General features: G+C 43.3%; 14 protein-coding genes. 5 read left to right on the top strand and 9 right to left on the bottom strand.

Annotated features, from left to right (window positions below):
• Nucleotide 1 precedes the first annotated feature (1 nt).
• A complete protein-coding gene (locus tag J4N22_RS00070) occupies nucleotides 2-505 on the bottom strand; it encodes a GNAT family N-acetyltransferase (RefSeq protein ID WP_207491418.1) in 504 nt (167 codons plus the stop codon).
• Nucleotides 506-626: 121 nt separating this feature from the next.
• On the opposite strand from J4N22_RS00070, the gene J4N22_RS00065 reads away from it, so the two are divergent.
• Entirely contained in the window at nucleotides 627-1,325 is a 699-nt protein-coding gene (locus J4N22_RS00065; protein ID WP_207491416.1) for a TIGR04283 family arsenosugar biosynthesis glycosyltransferase, read from the top strand.
• A 1-nt stretch (nucleotide 1,326) separates the two neighbouring features.
• Complete coding sequence (locus tag J4N22_RS00060) at nucleotides 1,327-2,361, top strand: VOC family protein (RefSeq protein ID WP_207491414.1); 1,035 nt, start codon at nucleotides 1,327-1,329, stop codon at nucleotides 2,359-2,361.
• Here J4N22_RS00060 and J4N22_RS00055 read toward each other — a convergent pair.
• The 4 genes from J4N22_RS00055 to J4N22_RS00040 all read right to left on the bottom strand — a co-directional run bounded on the left by J4N22_RS00055 (nucleotide 2,348) and on the right by J4N22_RS00040 (nucleotide 5,488).
• Nucleotides 2,348-3,343: a 1-acyl-sn-glycerol-3-phosphate acyltransferase gene (locus J4N22_RS00055; protein WP_207491412.1), complete on the bottom strand. Its 996-nt coding sequence runs from the start codon at nucleotides 3,341-3,343 to the stop codon at nucleotides 2,348-2,350. The genes J4N22_RS00060 and J4N22_RS00055 overlap by 14 nt on opposite strands.
• Before the next feature lie 52 nt (nucleotides 3,344-3,395).
• Nucleotides 3,396-4,016: a TIGR04282 family arsenosugar biosynthesis glycosyltransferase gene (locus J4N22_RS00050; protein ID WP_207491410.1), complete on the bottom strand. Its 621-nt coding sequence runs from the start codon at nucleotides 4,014-4,016 to the stop codon at nucleotides 3,396-3,398.
• A 17-nt stretch (nucleotides 4,017-4,033) separates the two neighbouring features.
• A complete protein-coding gene (arsS, locus tag J4N22_RS00045; protein ID WP_207491408.1) occupies nucleotides 4,034-5,083 on the bottom strand; it encodes an arsenosugar biosynthesis radical SAM (seleno)protein ArsS in 1,050 nt (349 codons plus the stop codon).
• Nucleotides 5,084-5,152: 69 nt separating this feature from the next.
• The gene (locus J4N22_RS00040) at nucleotides 5,153-5,488 is read right to left on the bottom strand and encodes an arsenosugar biosynthesis-associated peroxidase-like protein (RefSeq protein WP_207491406.1); all 336 of its coding nucleotides are present in this window, start codon (nucleotides 5,486-5,488) and stop codon (nucleotides 5,153-5,155) included.
• Nucleotides 5,489-5,583: 95 nt separating this feature from the next.
• On the opposite strand from J4N22_RS00040, the gene J4N22_RS00035 reads away from it, so the two are divergent.
• Nucleotides 5,584-6,429, top strand: coding sequence for a purine-nucleoside phosphorylase (locus J4N22_RS00035; protein WP_207491404.1), 846 nt, complete (start codon nucleotides 5,584-5,586; stop codon nucleotides 6,427-6,429).
• A gap of 27 nt (nucleotides 6,430-6,456) precedes the next feature.
• On the opposite strand, the gene J4N22_RS00030 is transcribed toward J4N22_RS00035, so the two are convergent.
• A complete protein-coding gene (locus tag J4N22_RS00030) occupies nucleotides 6,457-7,077 on the bottom strand; it encodes a ribonuclease HII (protein WP_207491402.1) in 621 nt (206 codons plus the stop codon).
• A gap of 144 nt (nucleotides 7,078-7,221) precedes the next feature.
• On the opposite strand from J4N22_RS00030, the gene J4N22_RS00025 reads away from it, so the two are divergent.
• Nucleotides 7,222-8,283, top strand: a complete 1,062-nt coding sequence (locus J4N22_RS00025) for a COX15/CtaA family protein (RefSeq protein ID WP_207491400.1) — start codon at nucleotides 7,222-7,224, stop codon at nucleotides 8,281-8,283.
• Between the two features lie 3 nt (nucleotides 8,284-8,286).
• Here J4N22_RS00025 and J4N22_RS00020 read toward each other — a convergent pair whose 3' ends face one another.
• From J4N22_RS00020 to J4N22_RS00010, 3 genes are all read right to left on the bottom strand, one after another.
• The gene (locus J4N22_RS00020) at nucleotides 8,287-9,189 is read right to left on the bottom strand and encodes a diacylglycerol/lipid kinase family protein (protein WP_242691998.1); all 903 of its coding nucleotides are present in this window, start codon (nucleotides 9,187-9,189) and stop codon (nucleotides 8,287-8,289) included.
• Entirely contained in the window at nucleotides 9,189-9,632 is a 444-nt protein-coding gene (locus J4N22_RS00015) for a hypothetical protein (RefSeq protein ID WP_207491398.1), read from the bottom strand. Before J4N22_RS00015 ends, J4N22_RS00020 begins: the two co-directional genes overlap by 1 nt.
• A gap of 61 nt (nucleotides 9,633-9,693) precedes the next feature.
• Nucleotides 9,694-10,734, bottom strand: coding sequence for a 3-oxoacyl-ACP synthase III family protein (locus J4N22_RS00010; protein WP_207491396.1), 1,041 nt, complete (start codon nucleotides 10,732-10,734; stop codon nucleotides 9,694-9,696).
• Nucleotides 10,735-10,895: 161 nt separating this feature from the next.
• On the opposite strand from J4N22_RS00010, the gene J4N22_RS00005 reads away from it, so the two are divergent.
• The gene (locus tag J4N22_RS00005; protein WP_207491394.1) at nucleotides 10,896-12,251 is read left to right on the top strand and encodes a flavin monoamine oxidase family protein; all 1,356 of its coding nucleotides are present in this window, start codon (nucleotides 10,896-10,898) and stop codon (nucleotides 12,249-12,251) included.
• The last annotated feature ends 183 nt before the right edge of the window (nucleotides 12,252-12,434 follow it).

Genomic DNA, 12,434 nt, shown 5'->3' with positions numbered 1-12,434 from the left:
ATTATATGAATTTTACCCATACGTGGTCATCCATCAACACGTTGTTTTTGATGACCGCTTTTTTCCTGATGCCTTCGTGCTTGAAGCCGTTCTTCTCCAATACTTTCATGGATGCATGATTGGTTTCGAAAACTTCAGCATATACGCGCACTACATCAAAACGCTGCTTTATGTATTGCAGCATTTGTGCTACGGCAATGGTAGCTATTCCTTTTCCCCAAAATGGTTCACCGATGAAATAACCGATCTCTATACTTTTTCTATAGACATCATCGCGAACTGTAACGCCTATACTTCCGGCTAGTTGGGACTTGTAAATGATGGCCAGGTTTTGCAGCGGCTGCTGCTGGTTGGTGTGATCTATCCACTCCAAGGCATCTTTAATGGTATACGGATGTGGAAACCGGTCACGCACGTTTAGCCATATCTTTTTATTATTAGCAATAGCTGCCAGTGCATTACAATCTTCTTTTCGCCACTGCCGCAGCAGCACATCATTTTCCATTAGTATTTTTAAATAATGTGAGAAGATAACTATAGCTTGTAAAACTAAAGAGGAGACGGAAAAAAATTTTTGTATAAACCCTTCTCCCTGATTTTGCGTATTACTTATAAAAGGCTTGCACATGAACATAGCTGTTATCATTCCTACTTACAACGAAGCAGGCTCCATTGGCAACCTGGTCACGTCGTTGCTGAAGAATAAGCGAGAAGCTTCCATGCGAATAATTGTAAGTGATGGTGGAAGTACTGATGATACACTGCAGGAAGCTAAGGACACCGGAGCCGATCTTGCTGTTGTATCTCCACAACGCTCACGTGCTGCGCAAATGAATTATGCTGCTTCCCTGTGCCCTGAAGAGATCTTATATTTTGTTCATGCTGATGTAAAGATCCACCCTGATTATATAACAGACATAGCCGCGGCTTTGAAAGAAGGGTATGATATGGGTTGTTATCGGTATAAGTTCGACAGCGATCACCCGCTGCTAAAGGTGAATAGCTTTTTTACCAGGTTTCCATTTATATGGTGTAGGGGCGGCGATCAAACCTTGTTTGTAAAGCGACAGGTTTTTGAAAATCTGGATGGCTACAGGAGTATGCGGATCATGGAAGAATATGATTTTATTAAGCGTGCTAAAGAAGCAGGATACCGTTTCAAAATAATTCCAAAAGATATATTGGTAAGTGCACGTAAATATGAAACCAATAGCTACTTCAAAGTGTTATATGCTAATTACAGGGTAATGAAGATGTGGAAGAGTGGCAAAGCATCAGATGAAGAAATGGCCATGACTTACAAGAGGCTCCTTAATTACAGGTAACATGAAATCGTTAGTAACCGGCATACAACAGGTAGGCATTGGCGTTGTGAACGCGCAGGAAGCAAAGCATTATTACAAAGACCTTTTTGGTATGGATGTGCTGGTGTTTGAGGACAAAGCAGAAGCAAGCCTCATGACACGCTACACCGGCAACGAGGTACATTCACGCGAAGCCATTCTTACACTGAATATGCAGGGTGGTGGTGGTTTTGAACTTTGGCAATTCCAAAGCAGGCAACCTGCTTTTCCATTTACTCAACCTACCTATGGAGATATTGGCATTTACGGAGTAAAAATGCGCTCCTGCGATATAGATAGTCTTGCAGAAAATTTCCCTTCCTATGCACCCGTCACTGTGTCTCCGCATGGCCAAAGGTCATCGTGGATGAAAGATATCAACGGCAACAACTTCCAGGTAGTAGAGTATCACCAGAAGTTTAAAACTACGCGCCACTGTGTTGGTGGTGTACTGGGTGTGGTGATAGGCGTAAGTGATATGGAGCGTTCGGTTGCTTTTTACAAAGACCTGCTTGACCTGCAGGAAGTGGTATTTGATGTTACCGGGACTTTTGATGATATTCCTACCATTAGTAACGAGCAGTACAGGCGTGTGCTGTTGCATAAAACTTTTACACCCTGCGGTGCCTTTTCCAAATTACTGGGCGATGTAGAAATAGAACTGGTTCAGTGCCTGGACAGGGAGCCATCTAAGATCTATGCTAACCGCTACTGGGGCGACTGTGGCTTTATACATGTATGCTTCGATGTAACAGATATGGATGCGCTAAAGCAAAAAGCTACTGCATCTGCCCAACCGTTTACTGTAGATAGTGCCGATAGCTTTAGCATGGGAACTTCTGCCGGCAGGTTTGCTTATATAGAAGATCCGGATGGTACATTGATAGAGTTGGTGGAAACACATAAGGTGCCCATCTTGAAAAAACTCAACTGGTACTTTGACCTGAAGAAAAGAAAAAAGAACACCCCACTGCCTGATTGGATGATTGGCATGATGAGCTTGTCTAAAGTGAAGTAGTATGCTGCGCACGATATACAACTGCAGCTCGTGCCAGTAGAGGTGCTGCCAGTGTAGCCAGTAAAGCAACCAATCCTCCAGCATAATGCCACAAGAGCAGGAACAATAGTAACAGGTATAGCGGGTAGCAAACTAATAGTGAGGCGAACAATACTGAATCATAGAAAACAGTTCCTTTTGTTTTCTTCTTTACCAATTGACTTAGTGGAATATAAAGTGGCGCATGAACAAAAGCCCCAAGAGCTGCCGGGATAAACCATAATAAAGAACCAGCTTTCACTTTTCTTGGACGATCAGCATATAAGGCTTCTTTTACTGCTACAGTAGAAGTGGCCTGAGCAAAGGCTGCATTTATCTTTTTCTGTTTCACCGCAGTATCCAATCTTACCATCAACTGGCTGATCATATTTCTCATGTGGATATTGAACATATTGACCGCTGTAGCTCCCTCACCTTCCAATTGAAGCTGCTCCTTCCTCACAGGGTCTGTCATCTCCACAATTATGTTTTTTCCAAAGCCGCGGTAGTGGTTATACGATATGCCTAATGGCATCACCTGCAGTTCATTTTCCATTCCGTCGCCGGCCCAGCTACTGGTAGCCAGTCTTGCCGCTCCTTTTTTAAAAGGACGCAAGACCCAATTGTTCTCGCACAGACCTTCTATGAAAATCAGCACAATACCTCCTTCTCGAAACAACTGCCTGCAGGTTTCAAAGGTTTCTTCATTCAGGTGAAGGTTTTGTGCTCCTTCTGTTATCCTGTAAATGGGGATGAGGCCCAACCAACGAAGCACAGCGGCAACTCTTTTCTTTATAAAAACATCGCCCCGCGCCAGGAAGTGCACCTGCTGTTTAAACTGTACCACCAGCACTAGTGCATCAAAAAAAGAGTCCGGATGATTGGCGGTTATAAGCAAAGGACCTTTTACATCCAGCAGCTCTTTTTTATTGAAGGAAACGCGGTTGCAGAACAACCACATCATGAAGCGAACGTATAGTTTTAGAATTTGATATCCCAAGCCGCAGCAGATTTAATTAATCTGAAGATAGATTAGCCAGAATATCTGTAGCTAATAAATCATCCATGGTATCCACATCGTCCAGTTGTTCCAATTCTTTGTACTTCAACTGTAGCTGCGTAAGGTCGGCCACTGTATCGTCAAATACAGTAGAAGTGCCCCAATCCTTTTGCTGAAACAACCTGAGGTTTGCCTGTTTCATCCCCAGTAGATAATAACCCCCATCTGTAGTTGGACCTACAACCACATCGTGGCTCTCCAGTTCTGCAAAAGCTTCATCTATATGATCTGGCTGCAGTTGATAGCAATCACTGCCGATAATGCAAACTTCTTTATGACCCAGTGAAAAAACTTTCTCTAATGCATTATGCATACGCTCGCCAAGATCATTTCCTTCCTGCACAAACTTGGTAAAACACTTGTCGTCAAACAGGTCGCTGATGTGCACATAATCTGAGTAGAAAACAAAGCGGTGGCAGTTGACCGTATTGGCAATATCAGCAGTATACTGGAGAAGATACTTGTATACTTCCAGTGTCTTGTCATCTCCAAGATCTTTGGCTATACGTGTCTTTACTTTTCCTTTTTCCGTATTCCTAACAAATATGATGAGCGCTTTTGTGATGGCAGATTCCATACTGGCAATTTTAAGGATTAAGTTACGGCTCCACCACAGCTACTACCCGATCCGGCAGTGCATCCAAAGCAGTGTTGATTGATAACGATTGGGCGCTGTTGAAGTGCTGCCAGGTCAAATGCAGAAATATGCCGTGAGGATGCATCAACTTTCATTTCCAGCATCTGGTTGAAATCGCAGTCATAGATATAGCCATCCCAACCGATTGACAGCGTACTACGACACATCACGTTTGCTGCCGCTGCAGGGTTGAAAGCATTCGTGAGCTTTTCCATGTACTTATCATAGTTACCCGTTTGCAGCAGGTAGTCAAGGTATCGGCTGATGGGCATATTTGTTATCACAAAAAGCTGGTTGAATCGGATGTTGTATCGCTCCATCAGCGCCTGCTTATACTCAGCTTCCAATGCAGTTTGCGATGGAGGAAGAAAAGCGCCGGCAGGATTGTACACAAGGTTCAGCGTTAATCCTGTTCCTTCTATACCATAACCAACTTCGTTCAGCATTTGCAGGCCTTTGATGCTGTCTTCAAACACACCGTTGCCGCGCTGCCTGTCGGTTCGGTCTTGCGTATAAAAAGGTAACGATGAAACCACCTCTATCTTATGCTCTTTGTAGAACTGCGGCAGATCGTGGTATTTTTTATTGGCAAGAATGATGGTAAGATTGCAGCGAACGATCACGTGCCTGTCCAGCTTTCTTATTTCCTGCACAAACCACCTGAAGTTGGGGTTCATTTCAGGCGCACCACCTGTAAGATCTACTACATTTAGTTGCGGGTTTGCGGCCAGCACATCCAGGCATTGCTGCATGGTTTCAATGGTCATTATCTCTTTACGATCAGGACCAGCATCTACATGGCAATGCTTACACACCTGGTTACACATCTTACCAACGTTCACCTGGAAGATATTAATGTTGGTTGGGCGCAAAGGCAACAAGCCAACGTTCTGCAGCTTCTCCTGGAAAGGGACCAGCTTGAAAGAATCGCCATAGCCATGCTCCAGTATATCTACCTGTGTAAGTGCATCTGCTAAATTACTTCCCTGTGCTTTTAATGACTTCATGTTGCTGTTTTATGCCTGCTGCTAATCCAAACCTGAAGCTGGCTTCGGGTATTCTAAATCTATTTGAGATTACATCGCTATTTCTTTCACCTTGTTCATCATTTGTACACCGTGTACCAATGATGCGCCTCCACGAATGGCGGCTGCTACGTGTACGGCTTCCATCATTTGCTCTTCACTATAACCTTTCTCGTAGGCATCGCTGCTGTAGGCATCTATACAATACGGACACTGTACGGCATGAGCCACTGCCAATGCTATCAATGATTTCTCTCTTGCTGAAAGTGCACTGTCTTTAAATACTTCTCCATACCATGCAAAGAATTTTTCTCCTGCCTCTTTTTGAAAGTCTGTGATGTTTCCAAACTTGCCCAGGTCTGTGGCGTTGTAGTAGTGGTTACTCATGTAATAGTTTTTTATGAAGCTAAGGCCAATGATGTAAAATCTGAATATTCTTTACGAATAAACATTTGCTTTAGTTTTATTGTTTATTAAACGCTATGGAAAATTACCTGCAGAAGATACACGATACAGCTCAATACCTTATAAAAAATGGAATTTTATCGCCCTCTACAGGTATTGTATTAGGAACAGGCTTGGGACAATTACTGCAACATATAGAAGTTGAAAAAACTATTCCCTACCACGAGATACCTCATTTTCCTATTGCCACTGTAGAGTTTCATAAAGGGCAGCTGGTTTATGGCAAAATAGGTGACGTAACAGTGCTTGCTATGCAAGGGCGCTTTCACTACTACGAAGGCTACAGCATGCAGCAGATCACATTTCCCATAAGGGTGATGAAGGAGCTTGGAATAAAACAGCTGCTGCTTAGCAATGCTGCAGGAGGTATAAATAGTGCTTACAAAAAAGGTGACCTGGTACTGCTGGATGACCATATAAATCTTCAACCGGAGAACCCGCTGCGTGGTCTTACAGATCCTGCCTTTGGTTCACGTTTTCCTGATATGAGCCAGCCTTATTCACCTGTCCTTGCTAAGGCTTTTAAAAACAAAGCAGCTGAATTAGGTCTTCATCTTCATGAAGGAGTATATGCTTCTGTTATAGGTCCAAACCTGGAAACACGAGCAGAATATCGCTACCTCAGGAACATAGGTGCTGACCTGGTAGGCATGAGTACAGTTCCTGAAGTGATAGTGGCTAACCAGGCAGGTATTCCTTGTGCGGCTGTTTCAGTTATTACTGATGAATGTGATCCTGATAACCTGAAGCCGGTGGATATAGCTGAGATAATAGAAGTAGCAGGAAAGGCAGATGCTAAACTGAGCCAACTATTTGCTGAAGTCGTTAAAAGTATTCACGGAGTTTCAAATCTGAAATCTTAAATCTGAAATCAAAAATCCTCCACTCTCCTACATCAGCACATGCTCTTCTTCCAGGTCGAGCGAAAGTTGTTTGGCTGCAATATTGAAACTTAACCTGTGGTACTTGGTAAGGCCAAAAGCTTCTATAGCCAGGCGATGTTCTTCTGTACCATAGCCTTTATTGTTGCACCAGTGGTACAGCGGGTATTCTTCGTGCAACTTGCGCATGTAGTCATCGCGGTAGGTTTTGGCTAAAATACTGGCAGCAGCAATAGATGCATACAAGCCATCTCCTTTGATGATGCACTTGTGTTTTACATCCTGGTAAGGTGTAAACCGATTGCCATCAACCAATATATATTTTGGCTTACGCTTCAGGTTGTCAAGTGCCAGGTGCATTGCTTTGAAGGAAGCTTTCAGGATATTGATCTTGTCGATCTCTTCGTTGTCTACCATGGCCACGCTGTAGCAGGTAGCCTGCTCCTCAATCACCTTTCTCAGTTCATTGCGGTTAGCTTCAGAAACTTGTTTACTGTCGTTGAGCAGCGGGTGGTAAAAATCTTTGGGAAGAATGACTGCTGCGGCAAACACAGGACCAGCATAGCATCCGCGTCCGGCTTCATCGCACCCGGCTTCGGTATATCTTTTCTGGTAAAACGGCTGCAGCATACGCTGCAAAAATGGTGTTTGGTGAATGAAAAAAGAAAAATCAGGAGCATTCTTTATTCAAAAAGTTATCCAGATGTGATAAGGGTTAATTTTGCACCCGCTTCCATTTCCATGGCTCTTCTGCCAATTAAGAAATATCATTATATGCAAAACGATAGGGCAACAAAAGTTATAGCAAATTGGATCCTGCTGGGCATATTCATGCTGGTCATCCAGGTACTGTTAGGTGGCATCACCCGGCTTACCGGCTCGGGGCTTTCCATTACAGAATGGAAACCAATTATGGGTGCATTGCCACCAATGACCGAGGCGCAATGGCAAAAAGCTTTTGAACAATACCAACAGATTGCGCAATACAAATACCTCAACCAGCACTTTTCTATCGGCGATTTTAAGTTCATTTTTTTCTGGGAATGGTTTCACCGCCTGTGGGCCAGGATCATTGGTATTGTCTTCCTCATCCCATTCATCTATTTCATTGTAAAAGGTTATTTCAAAAAGTGGATGATCGCACCACTGGTTATTCTTTTTATACTTGGAGCAGCACAAGGTTTTGTTGGTTGGATAATGGTACAAAGCGGCCTGAATGAAAATGATCTGTTCGTAAGCCATATCAGGCTGGCAGCACACTTCATTGCTGCGATGATACTGATAGCTTATGCGCTTATTTTCTGGCTGCGACTGGTAGTACCGCAACAGCAGTTTGTAGCTAAACCGGCACTACGAAATGCAGCTACAGCCATAACAGTGCTGATAGTGATACAACTTACTTTCGGAGCATTTATGGCAGGTTTGAAAGCAGCTACTATCGCATCTACCTGGCCTGATATAAATGGAAGCTACTGGCCGGAAAATATGTTCGCCAATGGCTTTTCAAAAGATGCTGTATATAACAGGATCGCAATCCATTTCATTCACCGCAACCTGGCTTACCTACTTACGATTATCATCTTTATTTGGTGGATAGCTGCGAGAAAAGTAAAAGCTTCTACATTCTTTAGTAGATACCGCAATGCCTCTATAACATTGGTAATACTGCAGGTGATACTAGGTGTAATGGCACTATTAACTGCTGATAAGATTGTTCCAAACGGCTTTGGAAAATTTGAATGGTCTGCACTGTTACACCAGCTAAATGGTATGCTACTGTTCCTAAACTTCATAGGCATTATATACCTGGCGGGAAAGCCAAAGCAGGTGAACTAGCCGCTATACCGCTGGCATTATCAACTTGAAGCATTTCGGTAATATCTTTACCTGGTATTCTTCTTCTGTTGGACGCGGTTCTCCATCTACATGCAGTGGTGCATGCTTCAGGTTCCTGATGGTAAGCGACTCTGCCTGGAAGTAGAGCACATTCTTTTTTGATACATTTTCCACTAAAGTCTCCAACATGTTATTGCCTCTTATCTGGCGCAATACAGCGAAAGGTAGACGTGCCTTGTTCATCTTTTGCACCACAACAATATCCAGTAGCCCGTCTTTTAAACTTGCCTTAGGAGCAATGGTAACATAATTACCAAACTGGTTGCTGTTGGCAATACACACAAGGAAAGCATCTGTATAAAAAGAAAAATTATCCAGCACTATTTCGAACTGGTAGGGCTGCGCCTTGAAGTATTGAAACAGGCTTTGCTGTGTGTACGTCAATAATCCACGTGCGCTTTTGTTGGCAAAATCATGCGCCACCTGTGCATCAAAACCTAAGCCGCTCAGCATACAACTGAACTGGTCGTTGATTAAGAAAGCATCTATATAACTGGCGGTGCCATCGAAAATAATATCAAGCGCACGAAGCGGGTTACGAGGTATACCGGCACAATAAGCAAGGCCGTTACCACTGCCCATAGGGATGATACCAAAGTTGATATTGCATTCTTTCAATGCCTTCACCACCTGGTTCACTGTACCGTCGCCACCAACCATCACTACATCGGTAATATTCTCCTGCTCTATCTTTTCAACCAGGTCATCGTATATACCCGTAGAGGTAGTAGGAAATATCTCGTAATGGATTCCTTTAGCGGCAGTTTTTAATTCTATTAATTTCTGCACAGCACCCTTCTTACTGGTGCCTGATTTTGGGTTTACCAGGTAAATTATCTTCCGCATTATTTCCACTGGATCTTACAAAGCAATATTCTTCTTACTCGCACCAAGGCAGCCTGGTTAGGATCTTTAGGTAAAGACATTGTATATATATAAAGCGGCTTGTTGGATGCAGCTGCTTTAGCCAATTCTTTCAATTTTAAGGTAGCCGTACCCGTTTGATTCTTCAGCGAGAGCTCCTTGAAAGTTTGTTCGTTTGCATCATTGATGGTGAATGATCTTTTCCAATCCTGCTGACCATCATTGGTAGTGTATTGAATGGTCAGTATATCATTCTTTTTTACAGAAGACTTACTAAGTGTTATTGTAGGCTCTGCTGTTTCTGCAGGAGAACGAAGTAGCACTTGCTTATTTAGTCTTACCTGCCATTCATCAGAATTTTGAGCCTGCGCAGAAGTGGCGAGTAATGCAACAAAAGCGAAGAGTATTAGCAGCTGTTTCTTCATAATAAGTGTTTGTGGCGAAAGTCGCCATCTTTTTCTAATTAAAGAGAATACCTTACTTGTTTTACCACCTGATTAACGCACTAGCCCATGTGAAGCCACTACCAAAAGCAGCCAAACAAACTATATCACCTTCTTTTATTTTGCCTTCATTCCATGCTTCGTACAAGGCAAGAGGAACACTGGCAGCAGTAGTATTGCCATAGCGCTGTATGTTGTTATACACTTTCTCATCAGGAAGCTTCAGCATTTTTTGCACCATCTGGCTAATACGAAGATTGGCCTGGTGCGGCACCAGCATATCTATATCAGCAGGCTGAAGACCATTGGCAGCAAGCGCCTCCCCTATTACTTCAGGAAACTTTACAACAGCTTTTTTGAACACAGCCTGACCATCCATGTTAGGAAACAACTGCGCATTATCCACCATCTGGTGGCTCATAAACATATCTGCTATTTCAGCATCATTAAAATCAGCATAGTTTCCCCAACGGTTGGCATGTGTGCCGGGATTGTACATCGCAAGAATTTCAGCGCTCTCTCCATCGCTGTGTAAGTGGGTGCTCATTATACCTCTATCGCTATCCGTGGCTTTTAATACCACAGCACCTGCACCGTCACCAAATATCACGCTCACATTCCTGCCGCGTGTGCTCATATCAAGGCCAAACGAATGCTTCTCGCTTCCTATCACCAGTATGTTCTTATACATACCTGTTTTAATAAATTGATCGGCTACACTAATGGCATATACAAACCCGCTGCACTGGTTCCTTATATCCAAGGCACCTATCTCACGCATTTTTAGTTCGCGCTGCACCAGCACGCCACAGCCGGGGAAATAATAGTCGGGGCTTAGTGTAGCAAAGATGATGAAGTCAATATCTGTTGGTTGAAGACCTGCATTTTCTATGGCCATGGTTGCAGCAGCTATACCCATGGTAGTTGTGGTTTCGCCTTCTCTGTCGGCATACCTTCTCTCTTGTATGCCGGTACGTTCCTGTATCCATTCATCACTGGTGTCCATGTACCGGGTAAGGTCATTATTGGTAATTACATTTTTTGGTACATACATACCTATACCGGCAATCATCGATCGTTTCATAATGGCTTGTCGTTTGAAGACCAAAGTAAAGAATTACCGGCACTCGTACCGCAAATAGAAATACAATGGTATTTGTTTATCATTTCCTTCCATAGTTGAGATAAGAATAATACTTTAAAGCTGCAGAAGTTTTCAATCCATCACCTACCAAAACGAATGCTATGACAACACGCCGCACGTTTTTAAAAGAAACTGCTGTAATAGTATCAGGTACATTATTACATGCATATAGTTCATTTGCTCTTGCTCCAAAACCTGCCCATGTTGTAGTGCTGGGAGCTGGCTTTGCAGGTCTTGCCGCAGCCTATGCACTTACTAAACGGAAAATAAAAGTAACAGTGCTGGAAGCGCAACCACGTATCGGTGGTAGGGTTCATTCATCTAAAATTCCGGGAGAAGAATTGGTGGTAGAACTTGGTGCTGAGTGGGTAGGTGATTCGCATGACCGAATAAAAGAACTATGCAAGGAGTTTGGTTTAGAACTTCAAGACAATCGCTTTGAAACACACCTGCTGTATAAGAATGAATACGCAGGCAAGCACGCATGGAAATACTCTGATGAGTGGGATGCGAAATGGAAGAAACTACTGGAAGCATACGGTAAGATGAATGATGCAGACAAACGAAGATTGGACAGTTACGACTGGTGGCGCTACCTGGTGAACAACGGCTGCGATGGTCGAGACCTGGAGATACGTGAACTGCTGGATAGCACCGACTTTGGCGAAAGCATCAGGCATGTATCGGCTTATGCTGCTATGGCAGAATATGCCGAGAGCAGCGAAAAGAATGAAATGGACTTTAAGATTAAAGGCGGCAATAGCAAACTTGCTGAAGCGCTTGCCACCAAGATTGGAAAAGGAAATATTCTTTTAGATCATACAGTTACTTCTGTTGATCAAAGAGGTACTAAGGTGAAGGTGACTTGTGCCAACGGCAAAACATTTACTGCTGATAAGATCATATGCACGCTGCCCACATTTGCTGTAAGCAAAGTACAATGGTTACCTGCTTTACCAGCCGATAAACAACATGCATTGCGTTCACTGCAGTATGCACGAATAAATAAACATCCTGTTCTTTTTAATGATCGGTTTTGGCCGGAGGATTTTGATATGGTAACAGATACGCCTGCTCATTATTTTTACCATGCTACTAAAAATCAACCCGGCAGCAACGGTGTTTTGATTTCCTACACCATTGGCGATAAAGCAGCAGTGATAGCCAACCAGGATGAGGCATTTCATAAAGCCACCATCAAGCAGGCACTGCAACCTGCCTTTGGAAACATAGAAGAAAAGATGCTTCAACACTTCAACTACTACTGGGGCAACGACAAGCATACGCGTGGTGCTTATGCTTTGTACAAGCCCGGGCAATGGTTTACGTTGATGCCTGTACTAAAGAAACCTTTTCTGCATACACACTTTGCCGGCGAACACTTAGCCGATTGGCAGGGTTTTATGGAAGGAGCTATTAATACTGGCGAAGAGGCAGCGAAGAGAGTGGTTGGGTGATGTTGGATGCTGGATAATAGATGCTGGATGATTGGAAGTTGGTGGTTGGTGGTAGATGTCACGTCCTGAAACTGGTTGACATATTGAAGTAATTAAACTCAATCAATATGTCACAAAAAGTAGAGAGAACAGTCATCCGGTACAGTAATAGCTTTAAGCTAATGGTTGTCCAGGAGATTGAAG

The sequence above is a fragment of the Aridibaculum aurantiacum genome (assembly GCF_017355875.1).
GTDB classification, from domain to species: domain Bacteria; phylum Bacteroidota; class Bacteroidia; order Chitinophagales; family Chitinophagaceae; genus Segetibacter; species Segetibacter aurantiacus.
The sequence above is the reverse complement of the archived record's forward strand: the minus strand, read 5'-3'. Positions and strand labels throughout refer to the sequence as shown.